Origin of the sequence: Ornithinibacillus massiliensis (assembly GCF_018310345.1) — a bacterium.
Lineage (GTDB): Bacteria > Bacillota > Bacilli > Bacillales > Amphibacillaceae > Ornithinibacillus > Ornithinibacillus massiliensis.
The window spans coordinates 590,849-608,343 of record NZ_JAGXBY010000003.1 but is presented as its reverse complement, the minus strand read 5'-3'; the positions used below and the strand labels follow the sequence as shown (position 1 = coordinate 608,343).

Below are 17,495 nucleotides of genomic sequence, written 5' to 3'. Positions count from 1 at the left end.
CTATATGGTAAGTGTGATTCTGCTTTCAATGCTTCCAATGCTTCCAAACGGTATATAGCATTTATTTAGCAAATCAAGTAGTCATGTTAAGGAATACTAAAACTAAATATTACTTTCTAGACAAAGCATTTAAATAAGGTGCTTTGTCTCTTTTGTTTCGGGCCTGCTCATCTAATACTTTCAACCCCTTTATTTATCAGATCATTAATCAACCTTGCCATTTCCTTTGGGGATTGAACCATCCCCTTCGCCATCCACATTTTAATTACTTGGATACCGCCGCTGATGATAAATGTGCTAATGTATTTGGATGTTTCCTGATCAAAGTCATATATATCCATCCAGTTCTTTATCATGAAACTCTCTGCAACGTTGGTAACTTTTTGTTGGAAAGTCGAATCAGCCCTTTCATTTAGCAGTGTTAAACATTCTTCATGTTTGGAGGAAAAGTAATCCAGTAGGCTAACCGTCATATCGATTGCTTCATCTTCCTCGTGAAGATTCGCAGTATTTAAATAGTGCTTTAGGTCTTCAATGAGTTCATCCTCAATTTGTGTCAGGAGGGCATATTGGTCTGGATAATGTGCGTAAAAGGTAGACCGATTGATATCAGCCATCTCACATATTTCTTTTACGGTGATGGAAGAGAGCGGCTTTTCCTTTAATAATTGCATCAAACTATCCTTTAATACCATTCGAGTGTACTTTTTTCTTCTATCCAATTTTTCAGAAGTCATATAATTCTCCTCCACGTTCACGTTATCCAACATAAATGGAAAATCTGTTGCGAAATGTACGAATTTTACAAAACTGTTTGTTGTGAAACCAACATAGTGTCTTTTATAATATTATAGTGGATTTTTTGTTTAGGCAAGGAAGGGTGAACAATAATCGATATTGCAGCAAGAATTATAAAAAATAAAAAGCCAATTGTGATTGCTTTTATTCTCTTTACCATTATTAGTGTAGTCGCTCAGTTTGCGGTTTCCGTCAACTACAATATGATAGACTACTTGCCAGAGGATGCCCAGTCAACAAAGGCGCTGGAATTAATGGAACAAGAATTTGATGGAGCAGTTCCGAATACACGTGTCATGGTGAATGATGTTTCCATTCAGGAAGCCCTTATCATGAAAGAAGAGCTCGCATCGATTGATGGGGTGTCCGATGTTACTTGGTTGGATGATGCGATTGATATAAAGACTCCCATCGAAATGGCGGATAAGGAAACGGTTGAAACCTATTATAAAGATGATAATGCATTATTCACCTTTAGTGTTGCTTCCGGAAAAGAGGTGGAAGCAACCGATGCTATTTATGAATTAGTGGGTGACGATGGAGCTGTCTCAGGTGAGGCACTAAATACAGCTACTCAACAGAAGATGGCAGTTTCGGAAACAATGTATGCAGCAGCACTACTAGTACCGATTATCATTCTTATTTTAGTCATATCAACTAATTCATGGATTGAGCCTGTGTTCTTTTTAACAGCTATTGGGGTATCCGTCTTAATCAACTTAGGAACTAATATCTTTATCGGCGAAGTTTCCTTTGTTACACAATCTGTTGCACCAATCTTACAGCTCGCAGTTTCACTAGATTATGCGATATTCCTTTTGCATAGTTTCTCGGATTATCGCCAGAAAGTATCCGATCCAACAGAAGCTATGAGACTAGCAATGAAGCGGTCGTTCCCTGCGATTATCGCTAGTGCATCTACTACCTTCTTTGGATTTATCGCTCTTACATTTATGCAATTTGAAATCGGCTCTGATCTAGGGTTAAACCTAGTAAAGGGAATCGTTCTAAGTTTTATCAGTGTCATGGTCTTCTTACCGGCATTGACATTATTATTTTACAAATGGATTGATAAGACACAGCATAAGCCATTACTTCCAGCATTCAAAAACATTGGTAAGCGAGTTGTTAAAGGAAAAGTGCCAAGTCTACTCATTGTATTTATCTTGCTCGTGCCAGCGTTTTTAGCACAAGGTCAAACTAATTTTATTTATGGGATTGGAGACCAACCAGAATCTACTCGTGCTGGTAGTGATATTGCTAAGATTGAAGAAGTCTTTGGCAAAAGCACACAAATGGTATTACTTGTGCCAAAAGGTGACATTGCGAAGGAAGAAGCATTGGTAAGAGAATTAGAGGATATGAATCCTGTGAAAAGTGTTCTTGCCTATGTAAATACGGTCGGTTCCGCAATACCAGCCGAGTACTTGGATCAATCTGTGACGGAGCAGTTTTATTCAGAGCATTATAGCCGAATAATCCTCCAGACGAATACGGAAGCAGAGGGAGATCAGGCATTTAATTTTATAGAAGAAGTACAGGAAATGACAAAAGGTTATTATGGAGATGAAGCATACTCTTTAGGGGAAGCTGTAACCTTGTATGATATGAAAAATGTAGTACAGAAGGATAACACCGTCGTTAACGTCCTGACGGTTGTAACGATTGCTTTCGTACTTTTGATTACCTTTAAATCAATTACCTTCCCAATCGTACTCTTGCTTACGATTCAATCAGCAGTTTGGATTAACTTATCGATTCCATACTTTACGAATTCCTCTTTAGTATTTGTTGGGTATTTGATTGTCAGTACGGTACAGCTAGCAGCAACAGTCGATTATGCGATTTTGCTAACGGAGGCATATAAAGAAAATCGAAAAGAAATGTCGGCAATGAAGGCGATTAAGAAAACATTAGATGAAAAAATATTCTCTATTGCAATTTCTGCATCGATATTATCTAGTGTTGGCTTTATTCTATGGATTACCTCTTCAAATCCAATCGTCGCATCCATAGGGTTGTTACTTGGACGTGGAGCATTATTAGCCTTTATCATGGTAGTATTCTTCCTACCTGCTTGTCTTTTAGTGTTTGATAGAGTAATAGATAAAACTACCTGGAAAGCAAACTATTATAAGGAGAAATGATGATGAGGAGATTGAAAAAGATACTACTAGTCTTTGCCACTGTTATCCTTCTATTGCCGTCATTTCTTGTAACTGCCAATGCAACGAATGACAGCAATAAACAGGAAAGTACTGCACAAGAAAAAGGAGAAATTACTGCTAAAGATGAAGTAATTTACGCGACTTTAGATACAGCTGGTAAAAGTAATGAAATCTATGTTGTTAACACATTGGATATAGCAAAAGCAGGAATGATTACCGATTACGGTACGTATACGAGCTTGAGAAACTTATCAGATATACAGGAGTTAAACAAGCAAGGAGATGCAGTGACTTTTTCTGCTTCTGAAGGGAAATTTTATTATCAAGGGAATATCAATGATGCAGCCCTACCTTGGGATATTACAATATCCTATTTCTTAGACGGGAAGGAGATTTCTCCAGAAGACTTGGCTGGAGAAGATGGCCATGTAACAATTCGGATTGAGACAGCTATCAATGAGTCTATGAATCCAGTATTTATGGAGAATTATTTGTTACAAATCTCTGTTCCACTTAATACGGAAATATTTACTAACATTAAAGCAGATGACGGTATGATTGCAAATGCTGGTAAGGATAAGCAAGTGACATTTACCGTAATGCCTGAAAATGAAGCGGAATTAGAGGTTGAAGCGGATGTCGTAGACTTTGAAATAGATGGTATCAGCTTTACTGGAATTCCTTCTTCGATGTCCATTGATGGAATAGATGTTGATGGCATGACAGGGGATATTCAGTCGTTATCGGACGCTATTGAGGCAATAAATGATGGTGTTAGAGAGTTGCATAATGGAGTTTCCGAACTGAATGCTGGTACTTCACAGCTAGTAGATGGATCGAAACAATATCAAGATGGTGTTAAGGAGCTTGCAAATTCCTCTACAGATCTAGTAAATGGTTCGAAAGAGTTAGAAGAAGCATTGACAACATTGAATAGTTCTCTTAGTAGTACAGAAGAGATGGATATGTCTGGATTGGAGGGGTTAATAGGTGGACTATACCAATTATCTGATGGTCTTGGAGAAATAGGGAACGGTTTAAATGAACTAAAAACGAATTATCGTGATGCTTATGATGCACTGGATAAGGCGATAAATGAAATCCCGGCATATCAAATTACCAATGCAGAAATAAGTGCCTTGAGAGAAAGTGGAGCTGATCAGGAAGTAATCAATCGTTTATTAGCAACATATGAAGCGGCACAGAAGGTAAAAGGAACATATTCCGCAGTGAAACCGGGATTTGACGCAGTTGGTGAAACATTAACAGGTGTGAATAAATCGCTAAGTGAAATGGCTAATCAAGTAGATAAAATGGCCAATGGGCTTTCGGACTCCCTAGAGGAAGATGGAATGGATGGTTTCAGCGAATTACAGGAAGGAATTGCAATGCTGTCAGCCAACTATAAAGCATTCCATTCAGGCTTAGTAGAATATACTGGTGGAGTTAGCCAAATCGCTAGTGCCTATAATGAAGTACACAGTGGAATGGTAGAGCTGTCTGAAGGTACTAATGAGCTAGAAAATGGCGTTGGGGAACTTCATGATGGCACAAATGAGCTAAGCGATTCTACAAGTAATCTACCAGAACAAATGACGGAAGAAATCGATGAGATGATGTCTGACTATGATAAGTCTGATTTTGAACCTGTATCATTTGTGTCTAGCAAGAATGAAAAAGTAAATTCTGTACAGTTTGTATTTAAAACAGAAAGTATTCAACAGGAAGAACCAGAAGAAAATAATGAGCCTGTGGAAGAGAAAAAAGGATTTTGGGAGTTATTTTTAGATTTGTTTAGATAACAAAAGCACCTGACATCATTGCTATTCATGCAATTATGTCAGGTATTTTTTCGTTGAAAATCATTTCTTCCCCACAGAAAAGCCAGCAAATAATCGGCCCCCATATGGCTTTAAGATGGTATCTACTAGTCTAATAATATCCCTTTTGGAACCAGTTTTATAATAATTATCGAACGCCTTAATGAAGTGTTCTGTAAATTGAATATCGTATTCTTTTAAGGAACGGACCATCCATTTAGAAGCACCAATCCATTTACGATTCGTTCTTAATACAAATTCACTCACAAGTTCAGCAAGTGTATTCGCAATAAAAATACCTTCTAATCGATTGTTGCAACCTATAAAATCCTCAAGGGTATCCGTTATAAAATATCGTTTTGTAGTTATCGTTTCAGTTGACCATACTTCATGACCTTTAGCCAATAATTCTTTTGCTTCACTTTTAATTGCATCTATTACGCCTGTATCCTTCAGAATTATTCCCTCTGATACCATTCGAGGTAAGGAAGGTCTAGCACGTTTGAAATCACTCTCAAAATAATCGCGATAGGAATGGAGATTATGTACGAATAGCTCTATTGGCCACTCACTTACAATTCGTGATTCCCTGTAAGAGGAGCGCGTTGCATTATCGAATATAACAATATCCAGATCAGAAGTTTCTGTTGCTTCACCACGAACAACACTCCCTGCTAGTAGTGCACCATCACAATGAGGAAAGTGATTATTAATAAAATTCTTCGCAACTTTTTCTGGAGCTAATCTATTAGAATGTAGCATAAGTACTCCTTCTTAAACTCTTAATTACCGGAGATTCTTGTTATCTCCTCTAGATAAAGTTTTTATTATTCCACTTTAATAACCTCTAACATATTCGTAGTTGAAATCAAATCAATGGTATGTGAACCGTTGGTATACAAAGTAGAGGCTCCTTCACTGATTTCTTCTTTCCAGCCATTTTTTGATAAAACCCATTTATATATAGAAGGTATTCCATTTTCTTCAGATGCATGAACCCACTCATATCGTTCAGTTAGTTCATCTTTATGAAGGAGTGTTGCAATTTTAGGAACAGGAAATTCATAAAAATCCTCTGATGGCTCATAAAGTAAAAATGTAAGTAAATAGAATACCAGTCCAGCTCCTAACAGAGCGATCACGGAAATGGCAGGCCACTTCTTCTTTTTCTTCAATTTTTACACCTTCCTTTTGTGAGGTAAAAAAATATATAATCCACTAGTCGTCCTGATGATAAATCATAAGCAACATCGCCTGTACTTGATGGGATTGTTCGTGCTTAATTTATAGACAAAGTGAAGATAGCAAACGATAAAACCTATATGTTTTTTAAATATGAGAAATTACAAATCCATATAATGAGTGGAATGAGGATAGCGATTACTTTTTAAAAATCCAAGACTTGTATAAAATCTATCTGCTCGCTCGGTGTCTGTAAATAGTATCAATACATTAAAATGGTCTGTAGCCTCGAGTATTATTCTTTTCACTAAAAGACTGCCTAGACCTAATCTTCTATGTGTCTTCTTGACGTAAAACCTTCTTAATCTACCGATAGTAGGTGTAGAAGAGAAAGGGTCGATATTCACGCCACCAATAGCAATAAGTGTATTATCTTGATCGAAAACACCATATAAAGCCTCGCCTCGTTTATGAAATGTATTTGTTCCACTTTTATACTCATGTATTAACCGCTCGATAAAGTGGAAGCCTTTATTTCTACTCTGTAGCCATAAATCCTTACACTCTATAGTAAGTAGATTATTTATTTTCCTAATTACATATTCCACCATATTATCTCCTTTAACTAGGAGTTACATATTTTACTTAATCTTTAAACGATAACCCTTCTTCTTCCAATGAAGCCTTCAATACAGGTATGGATGCTGGACCGATTCCGTGGAATTTTAGTATTTCTTTTTCTGTGTAGCTGGATAGTTCCTCCAAAGTCTGAATGCCTTCGTGAATTAACGCGTTTCTTGCGGGTGAACTGAGTTTGGAGAGGAAGCCGCTTTTGGGTTTATTTTCTTTATCACAAGTAGGGCAGCTTCGGCAGTCGCTACTCTTATAATACTTATGACCTTTTTCGCATATCTTTAATATCTTTCCATCTGACAATGTAACCCCTCCTACTAATGTCTACCTAATTTTAAAGCATAGAGTCTCTTAGATACTATATTCTGATTATATTCTAGCATAGGATTCTGATTTTTCTAATCTATTTTATTAAAAAGTATTTATACTAGTAATATTTTTCTAGTTCAAGATTAGTACGCTAACGCCACTAAAAATGGTAGGATAGAAAGATAGATTTTTTTTTTGGAGGAAACACAAATGCAACAGGAATTATACTTCTATCGATTTTTAGAACCAGTTTCGAAGGACTTAGCACATATTGCTAAACAATTAGAAAATAGTATCTTTACTAGTCCGCGTGTGGTTTTGACACACTCTAGAATATTTATTGAACATATCCTACAAAAGGTAATCGAAATCGAGAATCTTTCCCAAATTCGCAAGGGAATGCTTATGGAGCAAGTTAATCTACTGGATGAGAATGGCTATCTTACAGATGAAATCCGTGATGCACTTCATTATGTAAGGATGCAGGGGAATCAGGCTGCACACGATCCGAGGAAGTTCCGTTATTCGGAGGCACTTCTATGTTGGGAGGCTATTTATACAATAGTGAAATGGTTTGTTGAAGTATATGGTTCTTATGATATCGAGGTTCCAGAGTATCATGACCCGTCTCCACGAAAGCAGCAAACCTTCGATATACAAGAATTGGTGTTTAAGCTTGATGCATTAGAGGAGAAACTGGCAGCAGCGATTACAAACCCACAAGAAGAAGTAGAGGTTGTTGCTACGTTGGAAAAAGAAATGACGGAAGAATTACCAGGAGATACTACCATTCGTACGATATCTTATAAAGGTCAATATCTAGATATACCGTATTTTCTTCGTGATGCATTTCTCCTTCCTCAGCGTTTTCCAAAGTCAGAGACCTTTTTAATTAGGTTAGGTGCTGAGCAGCATGGAAGAATCATGAGTGAATTACCTAATAATATAGAAGGGCTTGCAAGACATGTGAAGCGATTTTCTGAAAAAAATGAGGAACAATTTTTCGAGGAGTTAAAACTGTTTATTGAGGAAGAAAGGATACGGAGAAAGATAGTCTTAGATAGACCTGGAGAGTTATTCTTCTTTTTCAAAACAGATTACATTGTTGTCACAGAAGAGCTATCGGCTATCCCTTTGACAGACGAATATTTCACCAGTATACCGAATCTATTAAGACAAATGCACGAGGACCAGATAGAGAAGGTCGGCCAGATACCAATGGAATTGCTGATATTGGCAAAATATGACCGTGTAGGTGTTGGTACGGTGGAGAAGCTATTTCAACAATTAAAAGAAATGCAAACGAGAAAGTAATGAATTGGAGAAACGAATTGAGCCCCTCCAGACATGATAGTTAGGATGATGGAATATATATCGTGTTAAGGAGGGGATTGCTATAGCTAAAAAAATATTATTCTTTGGAGATCCTGGTATTGATGATTCATTAGCATTGATGTATAGCCTTATTGATCCTACCTTTGAAATTGTAGGGGTGGTAACAAGCTATGGGAATGTGACGAAAGATCAAGCAACTGCGAACGCTGCTTATCTGCTACAATTGGCTGGAAAAACCAATGTGCCTGTAATTCCTGGTGCTGCTCAACCAGTTCAGCAGGATGAGGTGATGTTTTACCCTGAAATCCACGGGGAAGGAATTGGTCCAATCCGTCCTCCAACGAATATGCAATATCAGATTTACCCATTTGATACTATCCGATTAATTATTGAACAATATGGAAATGAACTAATTATTGTTGATACGGGTCGTTCCACAACACTAGCGACTGCGTTTATTTTGTATCCTGACCATATGAGAATGGTTAATGCTTATTACATAATGGGTGGAGCATTCTTTTTTCCAGGAAATGTGACTGCCCTAGCGGAGGCGAACTTTTTTGGTGACCCGACCTCATCTAATTTTATTCTGAAATACGCCCACAATCTAACCATTACACCATTAAATGTCACGCAATATGCCATTCTTACTCCTGATTTAGTGGATGCTATTTCGCATAACAAGAAGAATATTTATGCGTTCATGCTAACACCAGTTTTTGAATACTATTATGAATTTTATAAAGAACAATATCCTGGTATCCCAGGTGCGCCAATACATGATCTATTAACGGTCATGCTCATTAAGACCCCAGATATAGTGGACTATATATACTATGATGCGAAAGTTATTGAAGACGTGGAAGCTAAAGGGATGTCCTATATTGATATTCGTCCAACAAGTCAAACAGGAAAGACTAAAATTGCGATACATCTGCATTATGATAAATTTATTGAGGAATTTAGTAAAGTGATGTTACCTGAGTGAAGAATATACGTTTTAAAGATACTAGCCTGAGGAAGCTGGTATCTTTTTTATTTTACATTACTTTTATTCCGTTTTTGGAGGAGAAAGAGGTAGAGAAGAAGAATAGTTAGAAGTAGAAATAATTTTCAAAAAAATAGGAGGGATAAGATGGGGAGATTAATTCATTTTGAAATTCATGTCGATGAAATGGAGCGTGCTAAGCGTTTTTATGGTGAGGTGTTTGGCTGGAAGTTTGAGGATTGGTCGGATTATGCTGGCATGCCTTATTTCGGGGCTGTTACGGGGGATGATAACGAGCTGGGGATTAATGGTGCCTTAATTAAACGAAATGGTCCATCTCCAGAACCCGGTCAAGCAATGAATGGCTATGCTTGTACAATAGGGGTAGAGGATTACGACCAGACAGAAGAAAAAATAGTACAGCATGGTGGAAAAGTAGCATTGCCAAAGCATGCCCTACCTGGAATGGCTTGGCAAGGTTATTATATAGATACAGAAGGAAACACATTCGGGATTCATCAACCAGATAAGAATGCGAAATAACTTGTTAATTAGGTAAAGAGATAGCATCTAAGTAGTAAGATTGTTTTATTAAAAAAATCAAGGAGCTTTTATTCTGTACGAGCTCCTTGATTATGTTCTTACTAGGACAGTTGTTCCTACGTCATAGAAGCTATTTCCCGGTTGATGCGTTCTTTTTTTCCATGCATGAAATAATAGAGAATCGTTGTGATTAAAACAATTACTCCCATCATGACATAGAGATGCCGGTATCCTGTTAATGGAATGATGAATCCGATGATATATGGTCCAAATCCAAGACCAGCATCGAGAAAGATGTAGTAGGTTGACGTTGCTAGTGCTACCCGATTAGATGGAACGACTTTTACAGCAATGGCCTGGGTGATGGATTGCATATTCCCAAATCCTAACCCCATCAGAATACTCGCAAGTAATAAAGTTACACTTCCATTCGTTACACTTAATAGTAGTAATCCTCCGCCAAAAAGAAGAAATGTCGGATACATTACCGCATTTGCCCCTTTTGTATCCATTAGTCGTCCTGTGAAGGGACGTGATGACAATATACTTGCTCCGTATACGACAAAGAAAATACTAGCGACTTCCACTAAATCAATTTCAATTGCGTAAAAATTAATGAATGACAACACGCTAGCATAACAGAACGAAGTGACAAGTATTATAAGCGCGATAGGGACGGCCTTCGGTTCTATAAAGCTAGAAAGCTTTAATCCATTAGAATTAGATTTAGTTGGAGAAGCTTTTACTTCTGGTATATGGATGAAGAAAGCGATGGCCATGCTAATAATACCTAATACGAAACAAAAGCTAAATATAAGTTGAAAGCTAACATGTTGACTCATAAATATGCCGATGAAAGGACCGATAGCTGTAGCTAGTGTAATACTTAAGCTATAGTAACCAATTCCTTCCCCTTTTCGTTCTTTCGGTATAATCTCAGCTACAATAGTACCTGTAGCAGTACTTGCCATTCCGAGGGCAATTCCATGTAATAATCGCGTAATCATTAAAAAAGTAATTTCGAAATGGATGAAATATAGACAGGAAGTTAGGATGAACGCTAGCAAGCCAATAAATAGCATCCGCTTATTCCCAATAGTCGTAATTAAGCGACCGATGAATAGTCTTCCTATTAAGGTTCCAATGATAAAAATACCTGTAGCAAGTCCAGCCTGACTTTCCGAAGCATGGAACTGTTCGACTACATACACAGCCATCGTTACTAATAGTAAATAAAATACTAAGTACAGAAAAAAGTTAGCTAATGAAATAATGATAAAATCTTTGGTCCATAATTTTGCTTTTATATGATTCAAAATAAATCCCCTTACTTCATGATGTTTTGACGTATTTCTTGTAAAATACGAATGGTTTCTAGTTGTTCCTCTTCTGATATACCGGTCAAAACTTCCTCTTCATATTGATCAATCGTAACACGGACTTCTTGATATACCTTTTGGCCCAGCTTAGTAAGCTGCATGCGCTTTTCTCGCTTATCTTTGCTTGGCTGATGCTCAACATACCCCAAATTTTCTAAGCTGGTCATCGTCCTTGTTACCGTTGGCTTTTCCACACCTTGATATTGGGAAATCTCGACATTCGTTGCAGAACCATGATGAAATAAATAGTATAAAATCGTCCACTGTGCACGGTGAAGCTGGTGTTTGTTAAGCTCTGTATTTAATCGATTTTCAAACGGTCGGTATAACATAATGAGCTGGTGAAAAAATTTTTGTGAAGTTTTAATCGTAATCCCTCCTTGAAAATAGTTATCATGGATAACGGTTATCTAGGGTAACTATTATACCACAGTAGATAGAGAGAGAAAATAAAAGGATTGCAGCTTTTCTATAAAAAACAATCATTCGGGCATACTAAATCATATTGAATAGCAGGAGGGTAATAAATGAATAGAAATGGTATCGTATCGGTCTTTGCCCTTGGCGGCTTGCATGAAGTGGGGAAAAATATGTACGCGATAGAATGTGGCGAGGATATTGTTGTTATCGATTGCGGAAATAAATTTCCAGATGAAAGCTTACTCGGTATCGATTTAATTATCCCAGATATTTCCTATCTTATAGAAAATAAAGATAGAGTACGTGCATTAATTGTTACACACGGTCATGAAGATCATATTGGTGGTATTCCTTACTTTTTAAAGAAAATAAATGTTCCTGTATATGCAACTCGCTTTACCCTTGGTCTTATTGAGATTAAATTAAAAGAACATCGCTTTCTTCGTGAGAGTGAATTACATGAAATCCATTCTGAATCCGAAATACAAATTGGCGACATGAGTATTAGCTTTTTTAAAGTAAATCATAGTATCCCAGATTGCCTTGGTATTGTATTTAGTACACCAGAAGGAAATATTGTACATACTGGTGACTTTAAGTTTGATTTGACTCCTGCCAATAATGAGCGTTCGGATCTTCACCGAATGGCTGAAATCGGCAACAGAGGGGTCCTATTACTATTATCGGAAAGCACCAATGCAGAGCGCAAAGGGTTTACCCCTTCTGAGCAAATGGTTGGAGATAATTTAGAGAGTATTTTTATGAAATGTAAGCAAAAGGTAATTGTATCTACTTTTGCGTCGAATGTTAGTAGAATTCAACAGGTTATCCATGCTTCAAAGAAAACAAGGCGTAAACTTGCGCTTCTCGGTAGGTCTATGGTTAATGTTGTCGGTGTAGCAATGGAGCGAGGTTATTTAGATGTTCCAAAAGGTATGCTAATCGATGCTCGTGATATTCATGATTTACCACCAGAGATGGTGACAATTCTATGTACCGGAAGCCAGGGGGAAGCAATGGCAGCCCTTAGCCGACTATCTACAGGGAATTTTCGTGGTGTCGATATTTACCCGGAGGATACGGTTATTCTGGCTGCAGGACCTATCCCTGGTAATGAAAAGAATGTCTCTACGATTGTGGATAACCTATATAAGCTAGGGGCACATGTCATTTACGGGTCTGGAAGTAGTTCTGGGATGCATGTGTCAGGTCATGGGTATCAGGAGGATCTTAAGCTCATGATTACGCTAATGAAGCCGAAGTATTTTGTCCCGATTCATGGGGAGTATCGGATGCTTTATCACCATCAGCTTCTAGCCGAGTCAGTAGGGGTTGAGCCGGGAAATACATTTATTTTAAAAAATGGAGATGTTGTGGATATCCAGAATTCGGTAGCTCGTAGTACACGAACCGTCCCAGCTGGTAGCACGTATGTAGATGGAATTGATGTAGGGAATATGGAGTTTGTCCTACGTGATCGGAAGCAAATAGCAGAGGACGGGATGTTGATGATTATTCTTCCGATGAGTAGGGAGAATGCTAAAATGCTTGCCGAGCCTGAAATTATCTCGCGAGGCTTTGTCGATAATAATTTCTCCGAACTAAGAAAACGAATGATCCGTATCATTCAAGAGACAGTAGATGAATTACATGCAGCAGACCGATACTCTTGGAATGTGAAAAAGAAACAGGTTAAGCGCCTCATCTCACAGTATATTAAAGAACGAACGAAGAAGGAGCCAATGATAGTTCCCATTCTAATTGAGATTTAGTATTTACTATGGACTTGTTGTATCTAAGTGATATGATAGGTCCTTTTTTCTAGCATCATAACGTAAGAATGGATAGTGAATCTTCGAAATTATACTAATGATAAAATAAATTGGTAATATAGTGTGTGATGAACTATCCCACAGACAGAAGGGAGCAATTAAATTGGCAGAACGTGTTGGGATTATTGATATAGGATCAAATACGATTAGACTGGTCATTTATGAACGATTAAATTCATGGCAGTATTTTGATGAGATAGAAAATATAAAGGTTACAGCTCGTCTACGTTATTATTTTGATGAGAATCATTCCTTAAATAGAGATGGAATTGCACTATTGATCGCTACGTTAGAGGATTTTAATCAGCTATTAGCACATTATGAGGTGAACGAGTTTACTTGTGTAGCAACGGCATCGATTAGGCAAGCAGTAAATAAGAATGAAATACTAGATATTGTAGAGAAGAAGACACACATAGCAATCAAGCTATTAAGTGAATATGAAGAAGCTTTCTACGGATATAAAGCAGTAATTCATTCTATCCCCACACAGAATGGAATTACCATTGATATTGGCGGTGGTAGTACAGAGGTGACCTATTTTGAAAACCAGAAACTGATCCATTTCCATAGTTTTCCTTTTGGGGCATTGTCCTTAAAGCTACAATTTGTTCAGGGTGATATCCCGACAGAACAGGAAATAGAAGCAATAAGACAATATGTTAAGGAACAATTTCAAGCATTCTCTTGGATTGCGAATAAAAATGTTCCAGTCATCGCGATAGGAGGAAGTGCTAGAAATGCGGGCCAGATTCATCAACGGTTTACAGATTATCCGTTAGAAGAAATGCATCAATATGAGATGGAAATAGAAGACTTGATAACGACGAAAGAAAGATTACTACCATTGACCTATATGGAGTTGCAAAAGACCGATGGATTATCCAAGGACAGGGCAGACACCATTTTACCAGCCTTTGAAGTGTTTGATACGATTTGTCATCTTTCTAACGCTACGAAATTTATCGTAAGCCGTCGTGGACTTCGAGATGGAATTCTGTATGAAAGGTGGCTTGATCATGACCATCATAACTTGCCATTGTTAGATGCCAGCATAGAGAAGTTTCGTAAACATTTTTATATCGGGTCACAGGATGAACGGCAATTAATTACTTTAGCCACCCGTTTCTATGAAGCAGTAAAGAACTTAGGAGGATTGGACCTTCATTTCTCAGAAGAGGATTATCATTTACTTACACTAGGTGGACGCATCTATAACCTAGGAAATCGAACAACGTTGGAAACGAGTAGTAATACGTTTAACTTATTAGTGCATCGAACGCTACTCGGACTGTCTCATCGGGACCGTATTAAACTAGCATTAGTAGCATCCTTTAAAAGCAAAGGTACTTTTCAAAAGTATATCCAACCTTTTAAAGCTTGGTTCACTAAGGAAGAACAAACAAAGCTAAGTATTCTCGGCGCTATATTGAAAGTAGCCCAATGTTTAAATATATCCAATAACAATACAGTAGAGGATGTAGAAATCATCCAGGAACAATCTGGTAAATGGCTGTTGCAAATTAGTTGTAACGGATACTATCGACCGGAAGAATATCATGTAGAAAAACAGAAGAAGCATTTAGAAAAGCTATTAAAAGTGTCCATTACTACAGAATTTCAACTTTAGTAAAGCATCTCCTTATTGACTAATAATTAACAGAAATTTTACAATTGATTAACAAATGGATAGTAGTCAATTGATATAATTTGGATATACGTGTCATAAAAGGAGATGTGCGAAATGGAAGTTGCAGAAAAAACGATCAACCTAGATAATCCTTCCTATTATAATAATCGAGAGTTGAGTTGGTTGAATTTTAATTATCGAGTATTAGAAGAAGCGTTAGATGATCGGAATGCACTTCTCGAAAGACTTAAATTTATGGCTATTTTTAGTTCTAACTTGGACGAGTTCTTTATGGTTCGTGTAGCAGGACTTCTAGATCAAGTGAAGGCTGGTTATAATCGTCCTGAAAATAAAGCGGGATTAACTCCCATGGAACAGCTAGAAGCAATCTCAAAGGTTTGTCATGGGTTAATTTCTGAGCAGGATGAGACCTATTTAACGTTATTAACACCATTATTGGCTAAAGAACAGATTTCTTTTGTTTCCATTGAAGAATTGTCGAAAATGGAAATAGAATTTTTAGAACAACAGTTTAATGAGCATATTTTTCCTGTGCTAACGCCAATGGCGGTTGACGCTTATCGACCATTTCCGATGTTGTTAAATAAGTCTCTTAACCTAGCTATCACCATTGTAGATAAGCAGAAGGATAAGATGGAAACAGAACGCTTAGCGATTGTGCAAGTACCTTCTGTCATCGACCGTTACATTGAACTGCCCAATCAAAATGGAGTAAGATCTTTTGTCCTATTGGAACAAGTAATTTCGCATTTTATACATAAATTATTTGTTGGGTATCAGGTAGTGTCGGTTACAGCATTTCGAATTACAAGAAATGCTGATTTGACGATACATGAAGATGGTGCTGAGGATTTATTACAGGAAATAGAAGAAGAGTTAAAGAAACGGAAACGTGGAGCAGCAGTCCGGCTAGAGGTTCAGGATCATTTCTATGACCAACAAGTTATTGATTATCTTATAGAAGAATTGGAGATTGATAAAAAAGATGTCTATTTCGTCAAGGCACCACTTGATTTAACATTTCTTTTTGCATTCTATAAGACGATTAAATCCACTCATGAGCATTTAACGGATCCATCGTATATTCCGCAGCCTCCCCAAGATTTACGCGGGGATAAGGAATTGTTCGAGGCTATTTTAGAAGAGGACCTTTTACTGCATCATCCTTATGAGTCTTTTGAGCCGGTTGTAGATTTTGTTTCGCAAGCAGCGGACGACCCTGATGTATTAGCTATTAAGCAGACACTGTACCGTGTTAGTGGAAATTCTCCAATCATTAAAAGCTTAGAACGGGCTGCGGAGAATGGTAAGCAGGTTACGGTTTTAGTAGAATTAAAGGCTAGATTTGATGAAAAGAATAATGTGCAATGGGCAAAAGAATTAGAAAAGGCTGGTTGTCACGTGATTTATGGGATAACCCATCTGAAGACACATAGTAAGATTACATTAATTGTTCGTCGGAAGAAAAACCAAATAGAACGATTTGTTCATCTTGGAACAGGGAACTATAACGATGCAACAGCAAGAACGTATACCGATCTTGGACTTCTTACGGCAAATGAGGAAATTGGTATTGATGCTACCAACTTTTTTAATTACTTAAGTGGATATATGGACAAGCCTGATTACCATCATTTAGTTATGTCGCCATTTGATATTCGAGAGAAATTTGTTCAATTAATTGATGAAGAGATTGCCTATCATAAGCAATTTGGTAATGGGCATATTATGGCAAAGATGAATTCCTTATCGGATAAAGATTTAATTAGAAAATTATATGAAGCATCCAATGCTGGGATTAAGGTAGATTTAATTGTAAGAGGCATTTGTTGTCTCCGTCCGGGAATTGCCAATGTAAGTGAAAATATAAAAGTTCGTAGTATTGTTGGTCCATTTTTGGAACATACGCGAATTTATTATTTTCACCATAATGGGGAACAGAAGGTCTATTCTTCGTCAGCAGATATGATGACACGAAATATGGAAAAACGAATTGAGATATTATTCCCTATATTAAAGAAACATTTAAAACAACGGGTTTTAGAGTGGATGTATCTCATGTTAGCAGATAATGTAAAAGCAAGAGAACAGGATTCTACTGGGAAATATTATTATGTCGCACGACTTGAAGATGAAGCAGAAATTAATAGTCAATTGGAGCTATGTGAACATGCACGTAACTTCGAACATATAAAGGACTCTAAACAAGCAAACAAAGGTAAGTTCGATGTTTTAAACTATTTTCCGTTTAAGCAAATTAGTAAAATGTATCATAAATCAAAGTAGCTGGGATAATGAGACCAGTTGCTAGTCCTGACAGGATGCTAAAGTCAGTTTCTTGGTGAATACCGAGAGCTGACTTTTCTTTTTAAGTAACTAGCTCGGTAACACACTTGTACTTAGTGTGGTCTAAAAGGTATAGTTTAGTAAAAGCTTA

At 37.2% G+C, this 17,495-nt stretch carries 15 protein-coding genes; 8 read left to right on the top strand and 7 right to left on the bottom strand.

What is annotated here, in order from left to right:
* Positions 1 to 167: 167 nt before the first annotated feature.
* Positions 168 to 737, bottom strand: a complete 570-nt coding sequence (locus tag KGF86_RS11655; RefSeq protein ID WP_211741959.1) for a TetR/AcrR family transcriptional regulator — start codon at positions 735 to 737, stop codon at positions 168 to 170.
* Positions 738 to 1,001: 264 nt separating this feature from the next.
* Here KGF86_RS11655 and KGF86_RS11650 point away from each other — a divergent pair, with 264 nt between their 5' ends.
* Entirely contained in the window at positions 1,002 to 2,945 is a 1,944-nt protein-coding gene (locus KGF86_RS11650) for an efflux RND transporter permease subunit (RefSeq protein ID WP_246521522.1), read from the top strand.
* A 2-nt stretch (positions 2,946 to 2,947) separates the two neighbouring features.
* Positions 2,948 to 4,768, top strand: coding sequence for a YhgE/Pip domain-containing protein (locus KGF86_RS11645; protein ID WP_343221452.1), 1,821 nt, complete (start codon positions 2,948 to 2,950; stop codon positions 4,766 to 4,768).
* 60 nt (positions 4,769 to 4,828) lie between these two features.
* On the opposite strand, the gene KGF86_RS11640 is transcribed toward KGF86_RS11645, so the two are convergent.
* From KGF86_RS11640 to KGF86_RS11625, 4 genes are all read right to left on the bottom strand, one after another.
* Positions 4,829 to 5,548 carry a nucleotidyltransferase domain-containing protein gene (locus KGF86_RS11640; RefSeq protein ID WP_211741957.1) on the bottom strand — a complete coding sequence of 240 codons (720 nt, stop codon included), beginning with the start codon at positions 5,546 to 5,548 and terminating at the stop codon, positions 4,829 to 4,831.
* Between the two features lie 65 nt (positions 5,549 to 5,613).
* On the bottom strand, positions 5,614 to 5,961 hold the full coding sequence (locus KGF86_RS11635) for a hypothetical protein (RefSeq protein ID WP_186870774.1): 348 nt from the start codon (positions 5,959 to 5,961) through the stop codon (positions 5,614 to 5,616).
* A gap of 168 nt (positions 5,962 to 6,129) precedes the next feature.
* On the bottom strand, positions 6,130 to 6,579 hold the full coding sequence (locus KGF86_RS11630) for a GNAT family N-acetyltransferase (protein ID WP_211741956.1): 450 nt from the start codon (positions 6,577 to 6,579) through the stop codon (positions 6,130 to 6,132).
* Positions 6,580 to 6,613: 34 nt separating this feature from the next.
* Complete coding sequence (locus KGF86_RS11625; protein WP_186870776.1) at positions 6,614 to 6,904, bottom strand: RNA polymerase alpha subunit C-terminal domain-containing protein; 291 nt, start codon at positions 6,902 to 6,904, stop codon at positions 6,614 to 6,616.
* Between the two features lie 216 nt (positions 6,905 to 7,120).
* Between KGF86_RS11625 and KGF86_RS11620 the strand changes: the two genes are divergently transcribed.
* From KGF86_RS11620 to KGF86_RS11610, 3 genes are all read left to right on the top strand, one after another.
* Entirely contained in the window at positions 7,121 to 8,224 is a 1,104-nt protein-coding gene (locus tag KGF86_RS11620; RefSeq protein WP_186870777.1) for a DUF4145 domain-containing protein, read from the top strand.
* A gap of 76 nt (positions 8,225 to 8,300) precedes the next feature.
* Entirely contained in the window at positions 8,301 to 9,233 is a 933-nt protein-coding gene (locus tag KGF86_RS11615; RefSeq protein ID WP_186870870.1) for a nucleoside hydrolase, read from the top strand.
* Between the two features lie 147 nt (positions 9,234 to 9,380).
* Positions 9,381 to 9,776, top strand: coding sequence for a VOC family protein (locus tag KGF86_RS11610; RefSeq protein WP_186870778.1), 396 nt, complete (start codon positions 9,381 to 9,383; stop codon positions 9,774 to 9,776).
* Positions 9,777 to 9,892: 116 nt separating this feature from the next.
* Here KGF86_RS11610 and KGF86_RS11605 read toward each other — a convergent pair whose 3' ends face one another.
* Together KGF86_RS11605 and KGF86_RS11600 are read right to left on the bottom strand one after the other, a co-directional pair.
* A complete protein-coding gene (locus tag KGF86_RS11605) occupies positions 9,893 to 11,092 on the bottom strand; it encodes an MFS transporter (RefSeq protein WP_186870779.1) in 1,200 nt (399 codons plus the stop codon).
* Between the two features lie 11 nt (positions 11,093 to 11,103).
* Positions 11,104 to 11,487, bottom strand: a complete 384-nt coding sequence (locus KGF86_RS11600; protein ID WP_211741955.1) for a MarR family winged helix-turn-helix transcriptional regulator — start codon at positions 11,485 to 11,487, stop codon at positions 11,104 to 11,106.
* Positions 11,488 to 11,682: 195 nt separating this feature from the next.
* Here KGF86_RS11600 and KGF86_RS11595 point away from each other — a divergent pair, with 195 nt between their 5' ends.
* The 3 genes from KGF86_RS11595 to KGF86_RS11585 all read left to right on the top strand — a co-directional run bounded on the left by KGF86_RS11595 (position 11,683) and on the right by KGF86_RS11585 (position 17,344).
* Entirely contained in the window at positions 11,683 to 13,347 is a 1,665-nt protein-coding gene (locus KGF86_RS11595; protein ID WP_211741954.1) for a ribonuclease J, read from the top strand.
* Between the two features lie 163 nt (positions 13,348 to 13,510).
* On the top strand, positions 13,511 to 15,037 hold the full coding sequence (locus tag KGF86_RS11590; protein ID WP_186870782.1) for a Ppx/GppA family phosphatase: 1,527 nt from the start codon (positions 13,511 to 13,513) through the stop codon (positions 15,035 to 15,037).
* A 114-nt stretch (positions 15,038 to 15,151) separates the two neighbouring features.
* Positions 15,152 to 17,344 (top strand): RNA degradosome polyphosphate kinase, encoded by a 2,193-nt coding sequence (locus tag KGF86_RS11585; protein ID WP_211741953.1) that lies wholly within the window; start codon positions 15,152 to 15,154, stop codon positions 17,342 to 17,344.
* Positions 17,345 to 17,495: the final 151 nt, after the last annotated feature.